The organism is Bradyrhizobium lablabi (assembly GCF_018129385.1).
Classification (GTDB): domain Bacteria; phylum Pseudomonadota; class Alphaproteobacteria; order Rhizobiales; family Xanthobacteraceae; genus Bradyrhizobium; species Bradyrhizobium lablabi_C.
In genome coordinates this window covers 1-23435 of record NZ_JAFCLN010000026.1, presented here as the reverse complement: position 1 = coordinate 23435, position 23435 = coordinate 1, and the positions used below count along the sequence as shown (strand labels likewise).

The 23435-nt window shown below is 63.9% G+C and carries 22 protein-coding genes; 13 read left to right on the top strand and 9 right to left on the bottom strand.

What is annotated here, in order from left to right; all coding sequences use genetic code 11:
* Window positions 1-32: 32 nt before the first annotated feature.
* The 3 genes from JQ628_RS31410 (at window position 33) to JQ628_RS31400 (ending at window position 3480) form a co-directional block, all read left to right on the top strand.
* Complete coding sequence (locus tag JQ628_RS31410; protein ID WP_212229643.1) at window positions 33-1055, top strand: aldo/keto reductase; 1023 nt, start codon at window positions 33-35, stop codon at window positions 1053-1055.
* Window positions 1056-1193: 138 nt separating this feature from the next.
* Window positions 1194-2300 carry a pyridoxal phosphate-dependent aminotransferase gene (locus tag JQ628_RS31405; RefSeq protein WP_249128650.1) on the top strand — a complete coding sequence of 369 codons (1107 nt, stop codon included), beginning with the start codon at window positions 1194-1196 and terminating at the stop codon, window positions 2298-2300.
* Window positions 2301-2490: 190 nt separating this feature from the next.
* A complete protein-coding gene (locus tag JQ628_RS31400) occupies window positions 2491-3480 on the top strand; it encodes a Bug family tripartite tricarboxylate transporter substrate binding protein (RefSeq protein WP_212229641.1) in 990 nt (329 codons plus the stop codon).
* Window positions 3481-3546: 66 nt separating this feature from the next.
* Here the strand turns inward: JQ628_RS31400 and JQ628_RS31395 are convergent, their stop codons facing one another.
* The 3 genes from JQ628_RS31395 to JQ628_RS31385 all read right to left on the bottom strand — a co-directional run bounded on the left by JQ628_RS31395 (window position 3547) and on the right by JQ628_RS31385 (window position 6499).
* On the bottom strand, window positions 3547-4005 hold the full coding sequence (locus JQ628_RS31395; RefSeq protein WP_212229639.1) for a PaaI family thioesterase: 459 nt from the start codon (window positions 4003-4005) through the stop codon (window positions 3547-3549).
* 240 nt (window positions 4006-4245) lie between these two features.
* Window positions 4246-5382 (bottom strand): FUSC family protein, encoded by a 1137-nt coding sequence (locus tag JQ628_RS31390; protein ID WP_249128660.1) that lies wholly within the window; start codon window positions 5380-5382, stop codon window positions 4246-4248.
* A gap of 16 nt (window positions 5383-5398) precedes the next feature.
* Window positions 5399-6499 carry an HlyD family secretion protein gene (locus JQ628_RS31385; protein ID WP_212229636.1) on the bottom strand — a complete coding sequence of 367 codons (1101 nt, stop codon included), beginning with the start codon at window positions 6497-6499 and terminating at the stop codon, window positions 5399-5401.
* Window positions 6500-6606: 107 nt separating this feature from the next.
* Here JQ628_RS31385 and JQ628_RS31380 point away from each other — a divergent pair, with 107 nt between their 5' ends.
* On the top strand, window positions 6607-7476 hold the full coding sequence (locus tag JQ628_RS31380) for a LysR family transcriptional regulator (protein WP_212229634.1): 870 nt from the start codon (window positions 6607-6609) through the stop codon (window positions 7474-7476).
* 53 nt (window positions 7477-7529) lie between these two features.
* Here the strand turns inward: JQ628_RS31380 and JQ628_RS31375 are convergent, their stop codons facing one another.
* Window positions 7530-8912: an Nramp family divalent metal transporter gene (locus tag JQ628_RS31375; RefSeq protein ID WP_212229633.1), complete on the bottom strand. Its 1383-nt coding sequence runs from the start codon at window positions 8910-8912 to the stop codon at window positions 7530-7532.
* Window positions 8913-9382: 470 nt separating this feature from the next.
* On the opposite strand from JQ628_RS31375, the gene JQ628_RS31370 reads away from it, so the two are divergent.
* The 5 genes from JQ628_RS31370 (at window position 9383) to JQ628_RS31350 (ending at window position 15716) form a co-directional block, all read left to right on the top strand.
* Window positions 9383-10075 (top strand): OB-fold-containig protein, encoded by a 693-nt coding sequence (locus JQ628_RS31370; RefSeq protein ID WP_212229631.1) that lies wholly within the window; start codon window positions 9383-9385, stop codon window positions 10073-10075.
* Between the two features lies 1 nt (window position 10076).
* Window positions 10077-11840 carry a flotillin family protein gene (locus tag JQ628_RS31365; protein WP_212229629.1) on the top strand — a complete coding sequence of 588 codons (1764 nt, stop codon included), beginning with the start codon at window positions 10077-10079 and terminating at the stop codon, window positions 11838-11840.
* 149 nt (window positions 11841-11989) lie between these two features.
* Window positions 11990-13234, top strand: a complete 1245-nt coding sequence (locus tag JQ628_RS31360) for an MFS transporter (RefSeq protein ID WP_212229622.1) — start codon at window positions 11990-11992, stop codon at window positions 13232-13234.
* Between the two features lie 333 nt (window positions 13235-13567).
* The gene (locus tag JQ628_RS31355; RefSeq protein WP_212229620.1) at window positions 13568-14359 is read left to right on the top strand and encodes a phytanoyl-CoA dioxygenase family protein; all 792 of its coding nucleotides are present in this window, start codon (window positions 13568-13570) and stop codon (window positions 14357-14359) included.
* 130 nt (window positions 14360-14489) lie between these two features.
* Complete coding sequence (locus JQ628_RS31350) at window positions 14490-15716, top strand: multidrug effflux MFS transporter (protein ID WP_212229618.1); 1227 nt, start codon at window positions 14490-14492, stop codon at window positions 15714-15716.
* Here JQ628_RS31350 and JQ628_RS31345 read toward each other — a convergent pair.
* The 5 genes from JQ628_RS31345 to JQ628_RS31325 are packed head-to-tail and all read right to left on the bottom strand — an operon-like array spanning window position 15701 to window position 18994.
* Window positions 15701-16960 carry an adenylate/guanylate cyclase domain-containing protein gene (locus JQ628_RS31345; protein ID WP_212229616.1) on the bottom strand — a complete coding sequence of 420 codons (1260 nt, stop codon included), beginning with the start codon at window positions 16958-16960 and terminating at the stop codon, window positions 15701-15703. The genes JQ628_RS31350 and JQ628_RS31345 overlap by 16 nt on opposite strands.
* A 52-nt stretch (window positions 16961-17012) precedes the next feature.
* Complete coding sequence (arsC, locus tag JQ628_RS31340) at window positions 17013-17417, bottom strand: arsenate reductase (glutaredoxin) (RefSeq protein ID WP_212229614.1); 405 nt, start codon at window positions 17415-17417, stop codon at window positions 17013-17015.
* On the bottom strand, window positions 17414-18112 hold the full coding sequence (locus JQ628_RS31335; RefSeq protein ID WP_212229606.1) for an aquaporin: 699 nt from the start codon (window positions 18110-18112) through the stop codon (window positions 17414-17416). Before JQ628_RS31335 ends, arsC begins: the two co-directional genes overlap by 4 nt.
* A complete protein-coding gene (locus tag JQ628_RS31330; RefSeq protein ID WP_212229604.1) occupies window positions 18112-18639 on the bottom strand; it encodes an arsenate reductase ArsC in 528 nt (175 codons plus the stop codon). Before JQ628_RS31330 ends, JQ628_RS31335 begins: the two co-directional genes overlap by 1 nt.
* Window positions 18620-18994, bottom strand: coding sequence for an ArsR/SmtB family transcription factor (locus JQ628_RS31325; RefSeq protein WP_212229602.1), 375 nt, complete (start codon window positions 18992-18994; stop codon window positions 18620-18622). Before JQ628_RS31325 ends, JQ628_RS31330 begins: the two co-directional genes overlap by 20 nt.
* A 132-nt stretch (window positions 18995-19126) precedes the next feature.
* Here JQ628_RS31325 and JQ628_RS31320 point away from each other — a divergent pair, with 132 nt between their 5' ends.
* The 4 genes from JQ628_RS31320 to JQ628_RS31305 are packed head-to-tail and all read left to right on the top strand — an operon-like array spanning window position 19127 to window position 23244.
* Entirely contained in the window at window positions 19127-19444 is a 318-nt protein-coding gene (locus JQ628_RS31320) for an ArsR/SmtB family transcription factor (protein ID WP_212229600.1), read from the top strand.
* 51 nt (window positions 19445-19495) lie between these two features.
* A complete protein-coding gene (locus JQ628_RS31315) occupies window positions 19496-20848 on the top strand; it encodes an NAD(P)-binding domain-containing protein (RefSeq protein WP_212229598.1) in 1353 nt (450 codons plus the stop codon).
* 60 nt (window positions 20849-20908) lie between these two features.
* Complete coding sequence (locus JQ628_RS31310; protein ID WP_212229740.1) at window positions 20909-22081, top strand: MFS transporter; 1173 nt, start codon at window positions 20909-20911, stop codon at window positions 22079-22081.
* The gene (locus JQ628_RS31305) at window positions 22078-23244 is read left to right on the top strand and encodes an MFS transporter (protein ID WP_212229596.1); all 1167 of its coding nucleotides are present in this window, start codon (window positions 22078-22080) and stop codon (window positions 23242-23244) included. The genes JQ628_RS31310 and JQ628_RS31305 overlap by 4 nt, the downstream gene beginning before the upstream one ends.
* The last annotated feature ends 191 nt before the right edge of the window (window positions 23245-23435 follow it).

Below are 23435 nucleotides of genomic sequence, written 5' to 3'. Positions count from 1 at the left end.
CCGCGCCATCCCAATCAACTGGAGCCAACGCGATGCCCAACCGCACGCAACAGATGATCAAACCGGAATTTCGCTTCGGTCTCGGTGGCGTTCCCATCGGCAGCGAATTCGAGGTCGTAACGGACGAGGATGCCATGAAGACGCTGGAAGCATCGTGGAACGCGGGTGTCCGCTATTTCGATACGTCGCCCTGGTACGGTCTCGGCAGCGCCGAGCGGCGGTTCGGCATGTTCCTGCACAACCAGCCGCGCGACAGCTACATGATCTCCACCAAGGTCGGGAAGCTGCTCAAGGCATCCCCACGCAACGACTCCAGGTCGAATTTCCCTTACGGCAACTCGCCCAACAATGTCGCGTTCGACTACACCGCTGACGGCGTGAAGCGATCGATCGAGGACAGTCTTCAGCGGCTGGGCATCGATCGTATCGACGTCGTCTTCGTCCACGACATCTCATCGGACAACAAGCTGCTGCCGCGGCCATGGCAGGAGGAGTTCGCGGTCGCGCTGAAGGGCGCCTTCCCCGCACTGTCACGGATGCGCGACGAGGGCATCATCAAGGCGTGGGGCATTGGCGTGAACACGCCCGAACCGATCCTCCGCGTGATGAGCGAATCAGATCCGGACGTTTGCCTGCTGGCGTCGCAATACTCGCTCATCGATCACGCCAACGCGTTGAACAACGTGTTTCCCGTGGCGCGGCAGCGGGGCGTGAGCTTCGTGGTGGGCTCTGCGCTGAACGCCGGCTTTATCTCCGGAAGTCCCCGCTACAATTACGGGAAGAATAGTTGGGACATCCCGGCCGGGCATATCGCCAAACGCGACAAGCTGCGCGCCATTGCGGCTCAATTTGGCGTGGACCTGCGCACCGCTGCGCTCCAATTTTCGGCTGCGCCGGACGTCGTCGTCGCGCTGATCGTGGGCGCACATACCGATGAGCAGGCGCTCGCCAACGCAAGCTCGATGAAGGCGACGATTCCACCGGCCTTCTGGGAAGAGCTCAAACGCCAGCAGCTGATCGAGCAAAGCGCACCGCTGCCCCTGATGCCGACCTGACTGAACAGACAGCTCCGGTTGCAACCGGATGCCGTAGAGGGCGACGGACCGCAATTGGACCCGTCGTTCTCGACGCTTCCTCCCAGCCGATGTGACAACTGAAACAAACTGCCCATTCGAAAACGCGGACGTAACGCGATGACCAATCGTAACCCAATCAGCAGACGCGAGTACCTGGCTGCGAACACCGTCATGCTCGGCTGTCTTCCTCTTCTTCCAGCCCTGGCGAGTGCAAGATCGTCAGACTCCAGGCTTGTTCGCTTGTCGCTCAACGAGAACCCGATGGGACCTTCGAAGAACGCAAAGGACGAAGTCCGCAAGGAAATGGAGTTGATGTGCCGCTATCCTGATCGGGTTGATCTGCTGACGGAGACCATTGCAGCGCGAGAACAGGTTGCCAACGGTCAGATCGTACTCGGTGAAATTCTGGCACCGCTGGGCCTGCACCTGGCCTTGACCAGTCCCGTAGGGTCGGAGTTCCTCTACTCGGCGCCGGGTTATACAGCATTGATCGATGCGGTCGCACCGGGTGGCGGAACGACGGTCGCGATTCCCCTGAACGATCGGCTGGAGAACGACTTGCCCGCGATTTCAGCGAGGGTTAGCGCGCAGACGCGGGCCGTCTACATCGTCAATCCCCATAACCCGAGCGGGACAGTCAGCCAGCGCGATACGTTCCTGGAATTCGTGCGGGAGGTGTCGAAGCGCACGACCGTGATCGTGGACGAGGCCTATCTGGAATTCGAGCCCGACTTTCAGCAGCGAACGGCCGTCGGCCTGACCCGTGCCGGAGACAACGTCATTGTGTTTCGGACGTTTTCGAAGATCTACGGACTCGCAGGCATGGCGATCGGGTACGCCGTCGCGCCGAAAGCCTATGCCGGCACCCTGAAGCGCGCCGGTATGGGTGCCACGACGGGGCTCGATCGGTTTGCGATTGCTGCGGCACTTGGAAGCCTGCAGGACGCCGAATATGTCTCGTCCATCCGGAGGCAAGTCACGGCCGAACGCGAGAAGTGGCACCGACTGCTCGACCGCCTGAACGTCCGGCATTCCGACTCGCGCGGCAATTTCGTGTTCTTTGATGCGGGCCGCCCACAGGTCGCGTTTTCCGCGGACCTGAGGTCGAAAGGCGTCGATATCGGCCGCGGGTTTGCACCTCTCGACAACTGGGCGAGGATCTCGCTGGGACTGCCATCCGAAAACGATATCGCGCGCAACGCTGTGGCCGATCTGCTCCGCTGAGTGCTCCCTTGGTTTTTTCCCTTGGGCGACCGGCCACACTCATCCTGAGAGCGGCGGTCCTCCGGGCTCAGCGTGATTGATGCTTCGGCGCTTCCGGCAGACAGGACAGCACGCCACGGCGCGTTCGACCTTGCCAATCCGCCATTCCAAGTGAAGTATGCGTCGGCTAAGCAAAAGCTCGGGGCGCCTCATGCAGAAATCGCGGCGTGATATCCTAAAGCTTCTTGGAAGTGCAGCGGCGCCTTTGATCTTCCCGGGCGTTGCTGCGGCGCAGTCCTATCCCGACCGGCCCATTCGCCTCGTCGTGCCGTTCCCGCCGGGAGGCGCCTACGATACGCTGGGGCGGCCATGGGCCGAGCGCATCAAGCCGCTGCTCGGTTCGGTCGTCGTGGAGAACATCGGCGGTGCCGGTGCGTCGCTCGGCGCCTCCGCGGTGGCCAAGGCGCGCCCCGACGGGTACACCATCCTGCTCGGCGGCACGCTGCCGCATGTCAACGAAGCGCTGCTGAAGGCAAGGCCTCTTTACGATCCGAACAAGGATCTCGATCCGATCATGCAGATCGCATCGGGCTATGTCTGCTTCGCAGTACATCCTTCAGTCCCTGCCAAAACGCTCGACGAACTCGTCGCGCATGTCAAAGCCAATCCTGGCAAGGTCTCCTACGGCCATGTCGGCATTGGTTCGACCAATCATTTGGTCGGCGAGTTGTTCAAGTCGATCGCCGGCATTCCCGAGCTCGTACAGGTTCCCTATCGGGGCGCAGGGCCGGTCATGGCGGACCTGATCGGCGGTCAGATTCCGATGGGTGTTGTCGGATTCACAGGGCAAAGCCTGGGACAGCACAAGTCCGGCGGCCTGCGCATTCTGGCGATTACGAGCACGAAACCGTTGCTCGCAGCGCCGGAGCTGCCGAGCGTGGTGCAGGCCGGCTTTCCGGGCATTGCCAACGAAAGTTCCTACGGCCTGCTCGCTCCCGCCGGAACGCCGGCGCCGATCATCGACAAGATCGCCGGCGCGAGCCGCGCGCTGCTGTCGACGCCTGAATATCAGCGGCTGATGATCGATGGGGGATTTGAAGCGACGCCGGATTCCGATCCGGAAAGCTTTCGCAAGGTGCTCGCCGCTGCGGTCAAGTTCTGGGAGCCGCTGGTGACCAAGCTCGGCCTGAAAATCGATTGAAGCCGGAAAGTCGAGCGAGCAAGCCGGCATTAGCGGCGGATTGCGATGACGAAACGGTTGAGCGAGTCAGAAGGCGAATTCCAGGCTGGCGTGCGCGACCAGCTCTCCCGTAGATGCAAACGATACGCGGGTTTCCGCGAAGGCCGACGCTTTGCCAAAGCGTAGTACTTCCGCTCTTACATAAAAGTCATCGTTGACGGCGGGACGCAAGAAGTGAGTGTGTTGGTAGACGGTGCCTTTGGGGGCGCGCCCCGTCGTGGCCATGGACAGTGATACGACCGTGTCAATGGCTGCCATAATGGCCTGACCACATACTGCACCGCTTGAAAACTTGAGCGCATCATTTTGCGGAAGCACCGCGGACACGACACCCGGGCTGACCGTGAATTCACGAAGGCCGAGCATTTTTACCCAAGGTGCAAAAACATGTTCGTAAAGCTCAAGTACCGTAGCGTCTGTCAGTGGAAGACAATGAAGCGGTATTGGTCTTGCTATAGGCGGAGCTGGTCTTGCTACATGATTCATTTCAGGCTGCCTACTTCGACTTGCAATGAGAGGGGTCGATTGGCGCACCGTTCTCTTGTCAATGCGCGCACGGATATCCTTGCTCGAGCCGTTCAATTCGGCGTGCCTTCAAGCGAGTGTCGTGCTCGCCCGGCTTGAAGCCGGTATCAGTCTGGCCATTTCTGCGAAAATCGGCTTGGCGTTTTCGGACACGCCTTTCAGTTTTCGGTGAACGGCGCAGCCGCCTGGTGTTCGCTATAGTCATACTATTGGCGACGCCGCGCCGGGACGCTGCTTGTCTTGAGCCAACGGCCAGGCGAGTGTCGTCAGACCCAGCATGGCGGAACCAATCGCGATACCAAGCAAGCGCTCCAGGCCAGGTGTAATGTCGGTGATCGGAGCCGGCCCCTGAACAAGCGTGATGAGAAGTCCAAGCGTGAACTGCGTTCCGAGATAGTTGATCTCCCGTCCCGTCTGAATGTGATGGCCGACCCAGACGCCGGCAGCGAGGGTGAGGACGGTCACCGGCAATCCCGTGCCGAAGAGGCCGATCGAGACAAGGGCGACCGCGCTGCCAAGCAGGCATCCGAGCGCCCTGTGGGCTATCCTCTCGTAGATAGTAGCGTATCGGCGCTCGCCTGCCGCCGCCGATGGGACGATCATGATGACGTAGGATGTGATCGCGGTTTGTGAGAAATCCTCAATGCCGAAGCATCGCCAGACAAGGGGGAGCAAGGCGACGGCCAGCGCCGCGCGCGTACAATGCTCGAACAGCGGCCAACGCTCTCGCAGCCAGTCCTCATGCAACACACCGCGCAGACGTCTGGACCGGGGCACGTCGCCGGCATGTCGTTCCCTGCCGCCCGGCGCATCCGAGAACAGGCCTGCAACCACAAGGCATGCTGCCGTTCCGACCGCGATCTCTGCCACCCGCGTGGCTGCGAAATGCACGACCGCATCAGGCGCGGCGAGCGCTTCGGTGATGACCATCCCGGCGGTGAGGCCGAAGAACAGCCATGCGTAGCTGTATTCGCTCGCCAGCGACTGAAACGTGCCGATCCATGACACCAGGAAGAGGAAGATCATCAACAGCAAGGGATCATCCGCCGCCCCGGGCGCGAGCAGCAGGCCGAGCAGCGCGCCTGCGACGGTGCCCGCGATGCGCATGATGGCCCGTGGCAATGTCTCGGCGAAGCTGCCGCGCATGACCATGTAGCCGCTGAACGCCGCCCAGGAGAGATCATCAAGATTGAGAACGGTCGCCGCCGCGACGGCCGCCAGCACCGAGAACACGGTCTTGGCTGCCTCGCGGGCGCGCGGGCCGCGCAGCTCGAGCGATTTGAGCTCACGCACCAGCGCTTGCGGTATGGGACGCAGGATCGATATCAGCAGCGGCATGGCCAGCACCCTCCCGTCAGTAGATGACAAGGACCCGGGCGTCGGCGCCCATGAAGAGCTGGTCGTCGCCGGGAGAGTCGAGAAGCGTGAATCGGACTGGAATCCGTCGCTGTAGGCGAATCCAGTTCACGGTCGGAGAGACAAAGGGCACCAGCGCCTCGCTGCCTCGCTGACGGCTGATGCCGTGAGCCACGCCCTGGATGCGCGCCCGGTAGAGGTGCCAGGGATGGCTATCGAGCCAGACCCAGGCGAGTCCGCCGGGACGAAGGTGGCGCAGGTAATATTCCTTGTAGTTGGCGATAACGCGCCAGGCGTTGCCATCCACGATCGCAACCGCCGCCTGGTTCGGCGAAACCATGTCGCCGGCTTGAACGGCAAGATGGGTCACGTAACCGTCGACGGACGCCACCACTTTGGTTCGGCTCAGGCGCCATTCGGCGAGCTGGCGTGCGGCACGGGCCGAGGCGACGGCGGTCTTGTCGAGGTCGAGGGTTTCGTGCGCCTTTTGCAGGGCCGCTTCGGCCGCGTGCTGCTGGGCCGTGCTTTGCGCCTCGGCGGTCCGGGTCCTGTCGAGGGCTTGCGCGGAGATCCATCCGGACTGGCCAAGCGGCGTATCACGGCGCAGATTTGCCGCGGCGAGCTTCGCTGCGGCTTCTGCCGATTCCTTCTGCGCCCGAAGCACCTGCAACTGAGCCTCGTCGACCGGCAGTTGCGCCTGCGTACGTGCCTCCTCCGCGCGCGCCTGCTCGACGGCCAGGCGGAACGGAAGCGGATCGATGGTGAAGAGCAGCGTTCCCCGCTTCACCCATTCGTTGTCGGTCACATGGACCGCCTCGATCGGCCCGCTCACTTCCGGCGTGATCGATACGATATCGGAGGTGACGTAGGCGTCGTCCGTGTAGGCAAACAGATAGCCGGACATCCACCAGGCGAGGAAGGCTGCCGCCAGCGCAAGGAGGCACAGCAAGGCGCGCTGACGGTGCGAAGGAGCAAATGGTCGATCGGGCTCGGGTTCCGCGGACGGCGAAGCTGTAGCAACCGGAAAACCGGGTTCCCTCCCCCTCACGGTCGGTTCAGGAATTCGTCTTTCAAGCTGCGCACTCAGGTTCCGGTTCAACTTCGATCGTCCAGGTCAGTTGTTGCCCCGCATAAGGGATATTTGATTTCGACCCGGACGCCGTCAAATATATAGAACAGGCGGTCTCGATAGCTTTTGGCACTGACATGGAACTGCGCCACATCCGCTATTTCCTCGCGGTTGCCGAGGAGCGAAACTTCACACGCGCCGCTGCCCGCGTTGGAATCGGGCAGCCGCCGCTCAGCCAGCAGATCAAGGATCTCGAGGCCGAAGTCGGGGCTCAGCTCTTCCATCGCATCCCCCAAGGCGCCGAGCTGACCGAGGCGGGGCGCGCTTTTCTGGAAAACATTCAGGTCATTCCCATGCAGGCGGAGCGCGCCGTTCGAGCCGCGCAAAGGGCTGCGAGGGGTCAAATCGGTTCGCTGCGCGTGGGCTTTACCAACTCGGCACCGTTCAATCCGGTGGTCTCCTCGACGATCCGATCGTTTCGACGAGCTTATCCGGACGTGCATCTGACACTCGAAGAGGCGAGCACATCCCGTCTCGTTGCAGGTCTTCGGGAAGGCGAGCTGGACGCGGTGTTTTTGCGCCCCAATGAGGGCGGAGACGATCTACAGTTCCGGCGTCTCTCCAGCGAGAAGATGCTCGTCGTATTGCCGGCAAGCCATCCGGAGGCGAAGTCGACTGAAATCGATCTCATCCGCCTGAAGGGAGATCCGCTCATTCTGACGCCGCGCGGATCGGGCTGGGTTGATACCGTGATCAAGGCCTGCCAGCGGGCGGGCTTCGAGCCGACCTTCGGGCAGTCCGCTCCGCAGATCAGCTCTGTCGTCAGCCTGGTGGCGGCCGAGCTTGGCTTTTCGCTCGTGCCGGCGTCCATGCGCCAGCTTCATGTGACCGGCGTCGCTTATCGCGAGGTCAAAGGGGACGCTCCAATCGTACACTTGTCTCTGGCGTTTCGGCGCGGCGAGACCTCGAAGATCGTCCGCAACTTCATTGCCCAGGCGGCGACCTGAGGCAGGAGACCAATTGCGCACGGCAAGAGCCGGGCTACGGCGACTGTGGGGGATCAGTCGCCCAGGAACGTGTCGAACAGCAGCTTCAGATTCAAGATTACGATCACGCTGGCGACGATCCAGGCGACGGCCCCGACAGCAATCGGAATGGCGAACTTGCCCATCTTCCTGCGGTCGGAGACGAAGTAGACCAGCGGGATGACGGCGAACGGCAGCTGCATCGACAGGATCACCTGGCTGAACACCAGGAGTTGCGCGGTGCCGCGCTCGCCATAGATCGCGGTGACGATGACGACGGGCACAATGGCGATGCCGCGGGTGAGCAGCCGCCGCGCCCAATGCGGCAGGCGCAGATTGAGAAAGCCTTCCATCACGATCTGGCCGGCGAGCGTCGCCGTCACCGTGGAGTTGAGGCCGGAGGCGAGCAGCGCGACCGCAAACAGCGTCGAGGCGATGCCGAGGCCGAGCAGCGGCGAGAGCAGTTCATAGGCCTGGCCGATCTCGGCGACATCGGAATGGCCGCTCTTGTGGAAGGTGGCGGCGGCGACGATCAGGATCGCGGCGTTGATGAACAGCGCCAGCATCAGCGCAATGGTGGAGTCGGCTGTCGCCCATTTGATGGCGTCGCGCCGGCCCTCCTCGGTGCGCGGATAGGCGCGGGTCTGCACGATCGAGGAATGCAGATAGAGGTTATGCGGCATCACGGTGGCGCCGATGATGCCGATCGCGATGTAGAGCATCTCCGAATTGGTGAAGATCTCGGTCGAGGGGACAAAGCCGCGCAGCAGCCCGGCGACCGGCGGCGCGGCCGCGACGACCTGGATCGTGAAGCAGACGGCGATCACGATCAACAGCGCGATCACGAAGGCCTCGAGGAAACGAAAGCCCTTGTTCATCAGCATGAGCAACAGGAAGGCGTCGAGCGCGGTGATCAGCGCGCCAGCCATCAGGGGAATGCCGAACAGCAGTTTCAGCGCGATCGCGGTGCCGATGACTTCGGCGAGGTCGCAGGCGATGATTGCCGCCTCGCAGGCGAGCCACAGCAGGAAGTTGACCGGGCGCGAAAAGCTGGCGCGGCAGGCCTGCGCGAGATCGCGGTCGGTGACGATGCCGAGCCGCGCAGCCAGCGCCTGGAGCAGGATGGCCATCAGGTTGGAAAGCAGGATGACCGACAGCAGCGTGTAGCCGAACTTCGAACCGCCGGCGATATCGGTCGCCCAGTTGCCGGGATCCATATAGCCGACCGACACGAGATAGCCGGGACCGGCAAAAGCCAGCAGCCGCCGCCACCAGATGCCGCCGACCGGCGGCACGGCGACGGTCGAATTCACCTCGGCCAGACTGGCGGTGTTTGGGGCGTCAGCGCGCCAGCCGGCAGCTTGGGGCATCATCTTTGACAGCGAATCCGGTGGCAAACTGGGAGTTCGGGCATCCATCCCACTAAGATGGCCGATCTTTTCCTTTATTGCAACTCATTTGCAACTGCATCTAGCGATCAATATTTGGGTACCGTCACCCTCGCTTCGGCGGGTTCGCAGGTGCGGAAATGCCGAGCGCTTGCGTGTGCGCAAGCGTCGCACGGCAAATTGATCCTGAACTTCAGCGGCATTCACGCCACGGATTGCCTCGAACCAAAATCAATGTGCGCACCATGGTCTTGCAGGCGATGCCTCCAGCGCGACACGAAGACCGGTCGGGGCTTCGCTGCTCCGCAAGCAAATCTTGCGTTCCATGAAACCGGGCGGCTGGCTGCCGCGACCAACCCCATATGTGCCGCAAGGCCATCGCTGGGGTCGCAGGGTTACGTTACAGTGCCCTCGCCTCGCCGGTGGCGAACGGCGGGAAATGCGACAGGCTGCAACGCGGTAGAAACCGCTGCGCGGCTTGCAGGGATCAAGTCGCGGCAATGAGTGCAATCGGCGAACTTCTGCTCGCCTCCGATGTCCGGCCCTTCGCCGTGGCCGCGGGAATCGTGCTGGTGCTTGGCGGCATCGAAGCCCTCGCGATGCTGGTGGGCTTTTCGATCGGCGACCTCTTCGGCGGTAAGGAAGTCGATTTTGGCGCCAAGGACGTCCATGCCGACGCGCAGCACGACGGCTTTCTTGGCGGCATGTTTCTCTGGTTCAATGCCGGACGCCTGCCGCTCCTTATCCTCCTCATTCTGACGCTCGGCCTGTTTTCGATCCTCGGCTTCTTCATCCAGGGTATCGCACATGGCGTCGGCGTATCGGTGCCGGCCTGGGTCGCAGGGCTGCTGTCCGCGGCATGGACGGTTCCAATGGTGCGAACCTGTAGCCGCGCCATCGCAAAAATCCTGCCGCGCGACGAGACCTATGCGGTGGAAGAAGCCGACTTCGTCGGCCATGTCGGCGAGGTCTCGGTCGGTCCACTCGACCAGGGCTTGCCCGGCCGCGTCCGTCTCAAGGATGTCTTCGGCAACTGGCACACGGTAGCCGCGCGCGCGAAGGCGGATTCGGATGCGCTGCCGGTCGGCGCGAGCGTGGTGCTGGTCGAGCGCGACGCCAAAGGTTTTATCGCGGTCGCAGCTTCAGCGAACCGCATCGCATCACCACGGGCAACATCAGGCAGGACGTCATAACATGTTCGAACTTGCAATCCCCATCGCAGTCGCCGTTGTCGTCATCCTCGTCATCGGCCTCATGTTCGCAAAGCTGTACAAGCGATCGACGCGCGATGAGGCCTATGTGCGCACCGGTCTCGGCGGCCAGAAGGTGGTGCTCGACGGCGGCTCGATGGTGCTGCCGATCTTCCACTCGACCGCCGCGGTGAACCTCAAGACACTGCGGCTGGAAGTCGCCCGCGGCGGGCCGGATTCGCTGATCACCAAGGACCGCATGCGGGTGGATATCGGCGCGGAGTTTTACCTGCGCGTCAAACCCGACGGCTCGTCGATCGCGCTGGCCGCGCAGACGCTCGGCAGCCGCACCAATGCCGCCAATGAGTTGCGCGAACTGATCGAGGCCAAGTTCGTCGACGGCCTCCGCTCGGTCGCGGCCACCATGAACATGGAAGAATTGCAGGAGCAGCGCGCGACCTTCGTCAAATCGGTGCAGGACGCTGTTGGAGCCGACATCCAGAACAATGGCCTGGAGCTGGAATCGGTGTCGCTGACGCGGCTCGACCAGAGCGACATCAAGCATTTCAATCCCAATAATTTCTTCGACGCTCACGGCCTGACCACGCTGACGCACATCACCAAGCAGCGCGAGCAGGAGCGCAACCAGATCGTTCGCACCACCGAAGTCAGCATCGCCCAGCAGGATCTGGTCGCGCGGCAGACCACGCTACAGATCGAGAGCACCAAGCGCGAGGCGGAACTGGCGCAGCAGCGCGACATCGCCAACAAGACCGCCGCGATGCGCGCGGAGACGGCGCAGGTCGAACAGACCGCGCTACAGAACGAAGCCGAATACCGCATCCAGCAGGAACTGGCGGTTGCCAACAAGCAGACCGAGGCCAATCAGGCGCGCGACACCCGCAAGATCGAAGCCGATCTCGCCGTGAAGCGCCGCACCACCGAGATGGAGCGTGAGCTACAGATCGTGGCGCAGGAAGCGGCGATCGTCGTCGCCTCCAAGAGCAAGGAGCAATCGGAAGCGCAAACCCTCGCCGATACCGCACGTGCGCTGGCCATCGCGGCGGAGGAAAAGGTCACGACCGCACGCGCCACCGAAATCGCCGAGCGCGACAAGATCATCAACGTGATCGCGGCGCGGAAAGCGGCCGAGACCAACGCCATGCCGATCACCGTGATGGCGGAAGCCGAACGCCAGGCCGCCGCCAACAAGGCGGAAGCCACCAACGTGCTCGCCAAGGCCGACGCGGACGCGGCCATGACCCGCGCCGCCGGCGTCAAGAAGCTCGGCGAGGCCGAAGCCGAAGTCGCCGCGCTGAAAGCGGAAGCGCGCAACCGGTTGAGCCAGGCGATCGTCGACTACGACCTGACGATGGCGCGCATCAACGTGATCCCGAATGCGCTGGCCGAAGCCGTCAAGCCGATCGAGAAGATTTCGGACATCCGGATCTTCGACACCGGCAGCCTGCTGGGCCGCGGCGGCAACGGGCACGCCAACGGCCACGGTGGAATGGGTGTCGGGCTTGGCGACGGTCTCGCGGGGCAATTGCTGTCGGTCTCGGCCTTCAAGCCGATCATCGACCGCATCTTGTCCGAAGCCGGTTTCGCGGCTGGCCCCGACGCGCTCACTAGCCTGACGCAGGCTCTGGCGGCGCAGCAGTTGAACGGTTCGAGTGAACCAACAGCTCCCCATCACGCAGATGATGCAACGACGGCCCCTACGATGATCTCCGGATCGGCCAAGGCGACGCTCGGTCCCAAATCGTAAACGCACGGCGCGCTGAACCGCCGTCCATCGAAGAGGCCTGCCGTGGTTCCGCGGCAGGCCTTTTTGCTTGGCCTAGTCGGAAAACGGGTGGGTTCGAACGTCCTGATTCCTGAGAATGCAGCAAAATCGCCATTTCAGGGATTCGTGCCATGTCCACCGTAGACATTCCTCGCCTGCCCAAGACGTTTAACCGGCTGGCCTGGTCGAACCTATCGGCGCAATCGGCCGAGCAGATCGCGCTGGCGGCGGCTCCCATCGTCGCCGTGCTGCTGCTCGGCGTCGGCGAAGGCCAGACCGGCCTCTTGCAGACGGCGTTGACGCTGCCGTTCATCCTGTTCGCGATCCCGTCCGGCCTGCTGGCCGACCGCTTTTCGCGGCGCTGGCTGATGGCGGGCTCGGAAGCACTGCGCGCCGCTGCGCTGGCCGGCATTTTGCTGCTGCTCTGGTTCAACCTGCTCACCATGCCCCTGCTCGCGCTGCTCGGCTTTGCCGCGGTGTGCGGCACGGTGGCCTACAGCGTGGCGGCGCCCGCGCTGGTGCCGTCGCTGGTGACATCAGCGCAATTGCCGGCGGCGAATGCGCGCATTGAACTCGCACGCACGGTTGCGTTTGCGGGCGGCCCCGCGCTCGGCGGCGTGCTGGTCGGCTGGATCGGTGCGGCGCCTGCTTTCGGCTTTGCCGCAGCGCTGTCTGCGATCGCGGTCGTGCTGCTGTCCGGCATCTACGAGCCGGCGCGTGCGCCGGCGCCGCGGCGCCACCCGATGCAGGAAATCAAGGAAGGCGCTGTGTTCGTGATGCGCCACGAATATCTGCGGCCGGTGTTCATCACGCAGTTCATCTTCAATACCGCCTCGTTCCTGCTGCTCGCGGTGTTCGTGCCCTATGCGGTACGCCATCTCGGCCTTTCCGCCACCGGCGTCGGCACCACGCTGGCGATGTATGGCGTCGGCATGGTGGTCGGCGCGCTGGCGGCAACGCGAGTGATGCAGCGCCTGCCGTTCGGCACGGTGATCGGGCTTGGGCCGATCACGGGCTTTGTGTCGGCCGGCGTAATGGCGGCGACGATTCTCGTCCCCTCGCCGCTGCTCGCCGCGCTGAGCTTCTTCCTGCTGGGCGCCGGTCCGATCCTGTGGGTGATCTCGACCACGACACTGCGGCAGTCGGTGACGCCGCCCTCGCTGCTCGGCCGCGTCTCCGCCATCAACATCATGAGCTACGGCGCCCGCCCGCTCGGCTCCGCGCTCGGCGCCATCGTCGGTGGCCTCTACAGCGCGGAAGCCTGCCTGGTGCTGGCGGCGGCGATCTTTGCGGCCCAGGCGCTGGTGATCTGGCTGTCGCCCGCGGTCGCGCTGGCGCGGCAGCCGGAGATGGTGGGCGAGCCGGCGGGGTGTTGACAATCGTCCGCCTTCACGTCGTTGCGAGCCAAAGGAACGGAACGCGCCACCACCACCGTCATTGCGAGGAGCACTTGCGACGAAGCAATCCAGCTTTCTTGCTGTGGCAACGCTGGATTGCTTCGCGGAGCCTGTCATCGGGCGCGCGTTCGCGCGACCCGTTGGCTCGCAATGACGGAAGAGATGTCTCAACTTGATCGCGCTCTTACCCCGTTGTACGGTCCGCGCATGATGTTCATCTCCACATTCTTCCCGCTGATCTGAACGACCGACGTCGTTCCTCAATGAGATCAACACGGCCGCGCCGATGCGCTGGCCGAGCGGAGAATGTGTATGCCCAAGACCGAATCCAGCGGCCTGACCTCGCACGAGGTCCAGGACTTCATCGACAATGGTTTCGTCAAAATCGAAAATGCTTTCAGCGCCGAACTGGCGAGGCAATGCCGGGACGAATTGTGGGCCGATATCGGCCTGTCGCCGGACAAGCCCGAAGGCTGGATCCAGCCGGTTATCCGGGTCGCATCCAAGACCTCGCCGCCCTTCATCGAAGCCGCCAACACGCTTGCCCTGCACCAAGCCTACGATCGGCTCGTCGGCGAGCGCCGCTGGCTTGCACCGAAAGGCCTCGGCACCTTTCCGATCCGCTTTCCCTCGCCGCAATCGCCCGGCGATGACGGCTGGCATATCGACGTGAGTTTCGGCACCGACACGCCCGACTTCATGGAGTGGCGCGCCAATGTGAAGAGCCGTGGGCGCGCGCTGTTGATGCTGTTTCTGTTCTCCGATGTCGGCGGCGACGATGCCCCGACACGGATACGGAAGGGATCGCACTTAACCATCGCGCGGCAACTGCTGCCCTATGGCGAGGCCGGAGCGACGCTGCGGCAGCTCTCCGCCGATGGTTATGCCTCGACGGCGAAATGTGAGGTCGAGCTGGCGACGGGTGCGGCGGGCACCGTCTATCTGTGCCACCCGTTCCTGGTTCACGCCGCGCAACCGCACCGGGGAACACGGCCGCGCTTCATGGCGCAGCCGCCGCTGCTGCCGAACGGAGAATTCGATCCGGCGCTGCCGCCTTCGCCGGTCCAGATCGCGATCCGCCGGGCTTGCGGCCTGCCATCATAGGCCGAGAAACGCCCGGGACCATCCGACGGTCCCGGGCACCCTCACCCGAACGCATACCCCCGCCGCGGCGCACTCGCTTGCCGCTGGCTCCTTTTATATGATAATCATCATTCAATAGACAGGAGCCGCCATGACCGATCAGACCGCGACCATCGACACCGCGCCCGCCAAGGAGACTTCTTCCACGGTGCTGCAAATCGCCGTGCTTGCGGGGCTCGCGGCGACGGGAACGCTGGCCACCAACATCCTCTTGCCTTCGCTGCCGCAGATGGCGGTGTCGCTGAACGTGACGACGGCTGCGGTGACGTCGGCGATCACGGTGTTCCTGGCGGTATTTGCGCTCGGCCAGTTGGTCGTCGGGCCGGTTTCCGACCGGTTTGGCAGGCGCTGGCCGGTGCTGGCAGGATTTGCGGTGTTCTTTGCAGGCAGTGTCTGGTGCGCGCTCGCGACCGACCTTCCGGGGCTGCTCGCCGGGCGCGTCATCCAGGCCGCCGGCGCCTGCGCGACATCAGTGCTTTCCCGCGCCATCGCCCGTGACATGTATTCCGGTGCGGCGCTGGCGCGCGCCATGGCGCTGATCATGATCGCGATGGCGGCAGCGCCCGGTTTTTCGCCGCTGCTCGGCGGCGCACTCGATCATGCGTTTGGCTGGCGCTCCGAATTCGTGCTGGTTGCCGTCTTTGCCGCGCTCGGTGCGGTAGCCTATGTGGCGGTGCTCGGCGAAACCCACCATTCGACCCGCATCCCGCTCAATCCGGTGGCGATCGCCAGAACCTATGCCAGCTTGCTGGCCGACCGCCGCTTTGTGGTGCCGGCCGCCACTGTCAGCCTCATCATGGGCGGGCTGTTCGCGATGTTTTCGGCGGCGCCGCGCGTGCTGATCGAGGCGCTGCACTTCTCCCCGATCCAGCTTGGCCTGTTCTTCGCCGGCACCGTGCTGATCGTGTTCGCCGCGGGCATGCTGGCCACGCGGATCGCACCGCGCTTCGGGCTCGACCGCTCGATCCGCGGCGGTCTGCTCGCCGCCGCGCTCGGCAGCGTCGCGATGCTGGCGGTGTCGCGGTTCAGCCCCTCCTTCTTGCCCTTCCTCGGCGCGATGAGCGTCTTCCTGCTCGGCATGGGCATCGTCAATCCACTCGGCACGGCGCAGGCGCTCTCGCCATTCGGCGAGAAGGCGGGAGCCGCCTCCGCCCTGCTCGGCTTCTGGCAGATGATGAACGCGGCGATCGGCGTGTGGCTGGCCGCCGCCGTGTCGCAGGAGGCGATGTTCGCGCTCGGCGTCGTGCTGACGGTGTTTTCGCTGGTCGCGGCGGGACTCTATGCGCTGCGCGTCCGGAGCGTTCAGCCCGCCACGTAGCGAGCATAGCGGCCCGCTACAACTTCATCCGTGAGAATATCAGGATCGAGCGTGTAGAGATCCTGCGCGCGACTGACGCCGCGCAGCGCATAGCGGCCGGTAGAGACCATGAAATTCCGCCCCGCGGCGTCGAGGCCGTTGCGGAATTCTGATGAGGTCAGCAGTTCGCGGTCGACCGTGCGGCACATCGAGGCGATGCGGCTGACCTCGTTGACTGCGGGACCCACCACGGTGAAGTCGAGCCGGTCGTCGCTGCCGATATTGCCGTAAAAGACTTCGCCGATATGCAAGCCGACATGCGCCGTCGTCACCGGCCTGCCATCGGCGGAACGGCGGGCGTTGAGCACGTCCATGTTGTGGCGGAAACGGTGTTCGGCACGCAGGGCGGCGCGCTTGGCCACCGCCATGTTCTCGTGGGTGAACGTCGCCAGCACGCCGTCGCCGATCAGTTTCAGCACCTGGCCGCCGGCATCGTGAATGGCGTCGATCGAGGCCTGCGCGTAGTCATTGAGGAACGGAATGATCTCGCCGGGCTCGATCGATTCGCTGATAGCTGTGGAGCCGCGCAGATCCGAGAACCACAGCACGGTGGTGATGCGCTCGGTCATGCCGCGCGAGATTTTTCCGGCCAGCACCCGCTCGCCCGCATCGTGGCCGAGATAGACCCGGCCGATGGTGCGGGCGATCGCGACCTGGGTGCCCGACTTCACCGCCAGCCCCAACACGGGAACGAGATCGCGCAGCGCCTCGAGGCTCCCCTCGCCAAACCCCCGATCATGCCGGGTCTGCCAGCTCGAATAGACGCAGTCCATCTCGCCCATCGTGCCCGCCTCGCCGAACCGGTGCACGAAGGTGAGCAGATGCTTGTGGCCCTTGGCGGCCATCTCGTTGGCCATCGGAAAATCGTACCCGTCCAGATCAGACAGATCGATCAGCAGTTCCTCGAGGCCGTTCTCGAGCATGTGGAAGAACGTCGAGCGGCGCCAGTTCTGCGCGGCCTCGCCGACCGCGGACGAGCCGTATTCGAATGCGTCGCTCTCGTTGCTCTGCTTGTCGTTCCAGCGAAAGCCGCGGCCCTCGAAACTCGGGTGCAGCGTATCGATGACGACCAGCCCGCGCGAGATCGGCACGCCCTCGGCGCAGCAGCGCTCGCAGAAGCCGCGAACCAGTTCGTTTTCGGGCAGGCCTTCCAGACCCTGGCGGACCAGCCAGTTCATCAGGCGCAGGCGGGGCGTGAGTTCCATGGCATGATTATGCCGTGCGAACATGATCGGCGGAAGACCGCCGCCGCCGGCTTTATGTCGCGCGTGTAACGGCTTCGCCGTCCTCCTTCACAAAGGAGCCGACGGGATTGTCCAGGAGATCGAGCACCAGTTCGGACGGCCGGCAAAGGCGGACGCCCTTTGCCGTCACGACGATCGGCCGGTTGATCAGGATGGGATGCGCCAGCATGAAGTCGATCAGCTCGTCATCGCTCCATTTTGGATCAGCCAGCCCCAGCTCGGAATAGGGCGTGCCCTTCTCGCGCAGCAGCGCGCGGGGCGGGATGCCCATGGCCGCGATCAGCTCGATCAGCCTTGCCCGGCTAGGCGGCGTCTTGAGGTATTCGATCACCTCGGGCTCCTCGCCGCTCTGGCGGATCATCGCCAAGGTGTTGCGCGAGGTGCCACAGGCCGGGTTGTGGTAGATCGTGACGCTCATGGCGAAACCTCTTTTGTCACCGTGACAACTTCATCCGTCCGGCGCAGCAGCCAGTTCATCACCAGCAGCGCGATCACCGCGCCGCACAGTTCGCTCGCGATGAAGCCGGGAAGATCGATCGGGCGAATCCCCGAGAAGGTATTGGTGAGGGATCGCGCGATCGCGACGGCCGGATTTGCAAACGACGTGGACGCCGTGAACCAGTAGGCCGCGGTGATGTAGAGCCCGACGAGCCACGGCACGGCTGGCCGGTTGAAACGGATTCCAGCCAGGATGGTGGCAATCAGCCCGAACGCCGCAACAGCCTCGGCCAGCCATTGCGCGCTGCCGGTTCTCACCTTCATCGAGAAATCGAACAGCGGCAGGCCGAACATCGCGTGAGTGATCACCGTGCCGGCGATTCCGCCGAGGATTTGTACGGCCACATAGCGCGCCGCCTCATGGCCGGAGATGTCGCCCTTCAGCGCCATCACCAGCGAAACGGCCGGGTTGAAATGCGCGCCCGAGATGGGCCCGAGGATGGTGATGAGCACCACGAGAATCGCGCCGGTCGGCAGCGTGTTGCCGAGCAACTGGATCGCAACGTCCTTGCTCAGGGTTTCCGCCATGATGCCGGAGCCGACGACGGTTGCCACCAGCATCGCGGTGCCCAGCGCTTCCGCCGCAAGGCGCCGCGGAAGATCGAACTCGGACATCAGCTTGCCTTTCCCCGCCCGATGGTTGCGCCATCGATGAGGCCGATGTCGCGAAGCCGCGTACCGAGTGACATACGGTCTATGCTGGAGAATGGCAGGCTGGTGAAGATCGCAACCCTGTTCTTCAGGTAACGAAACGCCGCAACGAAGGCCGCTTCTTTCTGCAAATCGGTGCCCTCAATGGCCGCGGGATCTTCGATCCCCCAATGCGCGGTCATGGGCTGGCCCGGCCAGATCGGACAGCCTTCGCCCGCGGCGTTGTCGCAGACCGTGAAGACGAAATCCAAGTCCGGGGCCTCCGGCCGCGCGAATTCCTCCCAGCTCTTCGAACGCAGGCCATCGACGGGATAGTCCATATCCCTGAGAACCTTGATCGCAAGTGGATTCACCTCACCCTTGGGCTGGCTGCCGGCGGAAAATGAGGTGAAGCGGCCGCGGCTCTCCTTCCGGAGAATCGACTCGGCGAGGATCGAGCGCGCTGAATTTCCAGTACAGAGAAACAGGACATTAAACGTGTGATCCGGCATGGGCTTTCCCCTTCCGCTTCGGTGGACAACACGGCGTGATGCTTTCGATCAGCGGCGCACAGATTTCAGGACGCCCTTGGCAGCAGTCGTTCACGAGGAACGACATGACGGCTTGAAACCGGGCGAGGTCCGCGCGGTAGACGATCGAGCGGCTGATGCGGCGTGCGCTAACGAGTCCCGCGCGCGAAAGCACGGCGAGATGCGCCGACATGGTGTTTTGCGGGACGGCGAGCGCCTTGGCGATCTCACCCGCGGCCAGCCCTTCAGGCTCGTGCTTTACGAGCAGCCTGAAGACATCCAGCCGGGTGGATTGCGCGAGCGCGGCGAGTGCGAGGATAGCGGGTTCTGTTTCCATATATCTAGAGTTATGGATATATGGAACTCGCTTGTCAATTCCCCACAGCCGGCCGCGGCCGCGGCCTCCTATTATTTCGATAATTCTAGAAATATAGTTGACCGCCAGTCCGGCTCGTGACATCCTTCCCCCATGAAACTCGATGACGCTGCCGCCCATCTCGAGGCCTTGGGCAACCCGACCAGGCTGAAAATCTACCGCACGCTGATCCGTGCGGGCGGAGCCGGAATGCCGGTCGGACGCTTGCAGGACAAACTGAAGATCGCGCCATCCACCCTCTCCCACCACATCAAGGCGCTGGTGGTGGTTGGGCTGGTGACGCAGGTACGGGAGGCAACCACGCTGGTCTGTCACGCCAACTACAGCGTCATGCGCGAGCTCGTCGATTTTCTCGTCGCCGAATGCTGCACCGAATCCGCCGCACCGCCGGACGCAAAGACCGCGGCCTGACTTTTCCGTGTCCCTAACTTCGATATTTCCGGTTTTATGGGAGGAGCAAGGATGAGTGATCCGAAGACCGTTGCGATCATTGGTTCGGGCCCCGTCGGGCTTGCCGCCGCGGCGCACATCCTCGAACGCGGCATGAAGCCGATCGTGCTGGAAGCCGGCGACAGCGTTGCGCACGCCGTTCGGCAATGGGGCCATGTGCAGCTCTTTTCGCCCTGGGAATACAATATCGACCGTGCCGCCGAGCGGCTGCTCAAGCCTACGGGGTGGAATTCGCCGGACCCGCAGCAATATCCGACCGGCGCCGAACTGGTGGAGCGCTATCTCGAACCGCTGGCCGCGCGAACCGCCCTCGCCGATCATATCCGCACGTCGAGCCGCGTCACCGACATCAGTCGCGCCGGCTTCGACAAGCTCAAAAGCAAGGGACGCGAAAGCGCGCCGTTCGAGATCAGGTACCGGAACGGGAAAGGCCCCGAGGTCGTGCGCGCAGATGCCGTCATCGACGCTTCCGGCACATGGCATTCGCCCAATCCTGCCGGCGCGAACGGCCTGCCCGCCATCGGTGAACGGGCGGCGAAGGACCGCATCGCCTACGGCATGCCCGACGTGCTGGGCAAGGAGCGCGCGCGCTACGCCGGCAAGACCGTTGCCGTACTGGGCGCGGGACACTCGGCCCTCGGCACCTTGATCGATCTGGCGCAACTCGCCGAACAGGTTCCGAACACGCAGCCGGTGTGGCTGCTGCGCGGCAACGATCCGGCCAAGGCATTCGGCGGCGGCGCCAACGACAAGCTGGTCGCGCGGGGCGAACTGGGCAGCGCCTTCGCGCGTCTTGTCGCGGACGGCAAGATCAAACTCGAACGCGAGTTTCGCGTGTCGCACATCGCGCTGGACGACGGTCGCCTGAAGCTCGGTGCAGGCTGCTGCCGCCAGACCAGCGTCGATGAATTGATCGTCGCAACTGGCTTCAGGCCCGATTTCGACTTTGTGCGCGAGCTGCGCATCCTGCTCGATCCGGCGGTGGAATCTCCGGTGGCGCTGGCGCCGCTGATCGATCCCAATGAGCATAGCTGTGGCACGGTGCGTCCGCATGGCGCGCGCGAGCTGGCGCAGCCCGAGCCCGGCTTCTATTTCGCCGGCATGAAATCCTACGGCCGCGCGCCGACCTTCCTGATGCTGACGGGCTATGAACAGGTCCGATCGATTGCAGCGGATATTGCCGGCGACCACGCCGCGGCCGAGCGCGTCGAACTCGTGCTGCCGGAGACCGGTGTGTGCAACCGGTCGGCTGCGCCCAGCGCAAGCCAGTGCTGCGGCGGACCGGCGCCCTCTGCTGTTGACGCCTGTTGCGCCGACGATGCAAAAGCCAAGCAAGAAGGAAAGGCCGGCTGCGGATGCGCCTGACGCATTTCGACCGGAACAGGTGAGAAGATTAGGCTGGAGGGAAAGCCCGTTATCGTGGCGATGTGCCTGGGGCAGTTGGGGAGCCTGCTGCCGCACGTCGTCGTACCCGCGCTTCTCGCCTCGTTCCTGATTCCCGAGTGGCAGTTGACCGGCGCACAGGCAGGACTGTTGGCCGGTTCCGGCGCGGCCGGCTACATGCTGGCGGTGCCGGTGTTGGCGACGCTGACCGATCGAATCGACGCACGAAAAATTCTGATAGCCGGCTCGGCGGTGAGTGCGCTCGGAACCTTGCTGTTCGGCCTGTTCGCCACGGGACTGTGGTCCGGCGCCTTGTTCAACGCGCTCGCGGGCATCGGCTTTGCCGGAGCCTATATGCCCGGACTGAAAGCGTTGACCGACCGCCTTGATCCGGGCGACTCCTCCCGTGCGGTGACGTTCTACACGTCGAGCTTCTCGCTCGGCGTCGGCCTGTCGTTTCTGGTTTCCCAACTCGTCGCCGAAAATCTCGGCTGGCGCGCCGCCTTCACGATCACCGCGCTCGGTCCGATCGTGATGTTGACGGCAAGCGCGTTGCTCAAGCCGATTGAACCGAAACCGGCCAACGGACGACGTCTGCTGAACTTCACGCCGGTCGTGCGCAATACCAACGCCATGGGATTCGTGCTGGGCTACGGCGCGCATTGTTTCGAGCTCTACGGCATCAGGACCTGGGTCGTGGCGTTCTGGACGTTCGTGATCGCAAAGCACGGACAGCCGTCGGTGCTGACCCCGCTGATCGTCAGCTTCGTCTTCTCGATCCTCGCGATGCCGGCGAGCATTCTCGGCAACGAACTTGCGCTCAAGCTTGGACGTCATCGCGCCATCACGCTCGTGATGTTCGCGTCCGCGTCGGTGGCGCTCCTGATCGGTCTCATGTCCGACAAATCGCCGTGGATGTTGCTTCCTCTCCTGCTCGTGTATGCCATCACGGTGCCGGCGGACTCCGGTGCGTTGACTTCCGGCATGACCATGGCCGCCGATCCCGAGAACCGCGGCGCGACCATGGCGATGCATTCGACAGTCGGCTTCAGCCTGTCCGCGCTTGGCGCATGGGCGCTTGGCGTGGCGCTCGATGCCGGGGGTGGACCGGGTAACGCAACGGCGTGGACAGGAGCTTTTGCCGTGCTGGCCTTCGGCATCCTGCTCGGACCGCTCGCACTGTACTGGTCAAGAAAAGCATCGTTGCAGACATGACGCCGCCACAGCTTCCCCTCATCCTGGCTCTCGGCACGGCTCAGACGCTGGCCTGGGCTTCCAGCTATTACCTTCCCGCCATTCTTGCCGACCCGATCGGCCGCGATCTCGGCGTTTCCTCGAACTGGATCTTCGCGGCATTCTCGGCCTCCCTCGTGATCTCGGCCTTCATCGGCCCGCGCGTCGGCCGGCAGATCGATCTCGTCGGCGGCCGCTCGGTGCTTTGCATTTCGAATCTGGCGCTGGCGGGCGGCCTTGCCCTGCTCGGGCTCAGTTATTCGATCCCGGTGCTGGTCGTGGCCTGGCTGCTGCTTGGCGTCGGCATGGGAATGGGCCTGTACGACGCCGCGTTCGGCGCGCTGGGCCGCATCTATGGCGAGGGAGCACGGCGCTCGATCACGGGCATCACGCTGCTGGCGGGCTTTGCCTCGACGGTCGGCTGGCCGCTGACGGCGCTTGGACTGGAACATATCGGCTGGCGCAACACCTGCTTTGCCTGGGCGGCCGCCCATATCGTGATCGGGTTGCCGCTCAATTTCTTCATGTTGCCAACCGTCGCCGGCGCCAAGGCTGCGGTCGCCAATGCGGTGAAGCCGCACATGCCGATCGACCGCCCGATGATGCTGCTGGCGTTCACCTTTGCAACCGCATGGACCGTCACCAGCGCGATGGCGGCGCATTTTCCGCGCATTCTCGAAGCGGCCGGCGCGACGCCCGTTCAGGCTATCGCCGCCGGGGCGTTGATCGGTCCCGCACAAGTAGCTGCGCGGGTCGTGGAAGCCGGCTTGCTCAGCCGCTATCACCCCCTGCTCTCGGCACGGCTTGCCTGCATCACGCACCCGATCGGGGCTGCAATCGTCGGCATCTTCGGCGGTGGAGCGGCCGGCGTGTTCGCGATCTTCCATGGGTCCGGCAACGGCATCTTGACGATCGCACGCGGCACGCTGCCGCTCGCGATCTTCGGCCCGCAAAACTATGCTTATCGGCTGGGCCTGATCGGCGCACCGTCGCGGATGGCGCAGGCCTTGGCGCCGCTGGCATTCGGTTTTCTGATCGAGATCATGGGCAGCCGCGTACTGATTGTCTCTTCCGCGCTAAGCCTTGCAGCGCTCGGCGCATTGTTCCTTCTGAAACCCACTCCGGCGCCACCGTCCAGCCCTTAGCCACAGGCCCGCGTTCTCGCGGCTTGATTTTCGCCCGAGTCTTTCAATCTCGTTGCTCCCCTCCGAAGAGAGGACGCAGGGAATGTCGGGTGCGCGCTGCACCCGCGGTCTCGCGTGCCTGATGCGCAAGCACAAAAAGCTGCACACGAGCATACAGGTGAGCGGAGAACACTCCGACATCCCCTGCGCAA

Coding starts and splice junctions, on each gene's coding strand:
- JQ628_RS31410 (WP_212229643.1), top strand. CDS start 33: ATGCCCAACCGCACGCAACAGATGATCAAACCGGAATTTCGCTTCGGT.
- JQ628_RS31405 (WP_249128650.1), top strand. CDS start 1,194: ATGACCAATCGTAACCCAATCAGCAGACGCGAGTACCTGGCTGCGAAC.
- JQ628_RS31400 (WP_212229641.1), top strand. CDS start 2,491: ATGCAGAAATCGCGGCGTGATATCCTAAAGCTTCTTGGAAGTGCAGCG.
- JQ628_RS31395 (WP_212229639.1), bottom strand. CDS start 4,005: ATGAATCATGTAGCAAGACCAGCTCCGCCTATAGCAAGACCAATACCG.
- JQ628_RS31390 (WP_249128660.1), bottom strand. CDS start 5,382: ATGCCGCTGCTGATATCGATCCTGCGTCCCATACCGCAAGCGCTGGTG.
- JQ628_RS31380 (WP_212229634.1), top strand. CDS start 6,607: ATGGAACTGCGCCACATCCGCTATTTCCTCGCGGTTGCCGAGGAGCGA.
- JQ628_RS31375 (WP_212229633.1), bottom strand. CDS start 8,912: ATGGATGCCCGAACTCCCAGTTTGCCACCGGATTCGCTGTCAAAGATG.
- JQ628_RS31370 (WP_212229631.1), top strand. CDS start 9,383: ATGAGTGCAATCGGCGAACTTCTGCTCGCCTCCGATGTCCGGCCCTTC.
- JQ628_RS31365 (WP_212229629.1), top strand. CDS start 10,077: ATGTTCGAACTTGCAATCCCCATCGCAGTCGCCGTTGTCGTCATCCTC.
- JQ628_RS31360 (WP_212229622.1), top strand. CDS start 11,990: ATGTCCACCGTAGACATTCCTCGCCTGCCCAAGACGTTTAACCGGCTG.
- JQ628_RS31355 (WP_212229620.1), top strand. CDS start 13,568: ATGCCCAAGACCGAATCCAGCGGCCTGACCTCGCACGAGGTCCAGGAC.
- JQ628_RS31350 (WP_212229618.1), top strand. CDS start 14,490: ATGACCGATCAGACCGCGACCATCGACACCGCGCCCGCCAAGGAGACT.
- JQ628_RS31345 (WP_212229616.1), bottom strand. CDS start 16,960: ATGGAACTCACGCCCCGCCTGCGCCTGATGAACTGGCTGGTCCGCCAG.
- arsC (WP_212229614.1), bottom strand. CDS start 17,417: ATGAGCGTCACGATCTACCACAACCCGGCCTGTGGCACCTCGCGCAAC.
- JQ628_RS31335 (WP_212229606.1), bottom strand. CDS start 18,112: ATGTCCGAGTTCGATCTTCCGCGGCGCCTTGCGGCGGAAGCGCTGGGC.
- JQ628_RS31330 (WP_212229604.1), bottom strand. CDS start 18,639: ATGCCGGATCACACGTTTAATGTCCTGTTTCTCTGTACTGGAAATTCA.
- JQ628_RS31325 (WP_212229602.1), bottom strand. CDS start 18,994: ATGGAAACAGAACCCGCTATCCTCGCACTCGCCGCGCTCGCGCAATCC.
- JQ628_RS31320 (WP_212229600.1), top strand. CDS start 19,127: ATGAAACTCGATGACGCTGCCGCCCATCTCGAGGCCTTGGGCAACCCG.
- JQ628_RS31315 (WP_212229598.1), top strand. CDS start 19,496: ATGAGTGATCCGAAGACCGTTGCGATCATTGGTTCGGGCCCCGTCGGG.
- JQ628_RS31310 (WP_212229740.1), top strand. CDS start 20,909: ATGTGCCTGGGGCAGTTGGGGAGCCTGCTGCCGCACGTCGTCGTACCC.
- JQ628_RS31305 (WP_212229596.1), top strand. CDS start 22,078: ATGACGCCGCCACAGCTTCCCCTCATCCTGGCTCTCGGCACGGCTCAG.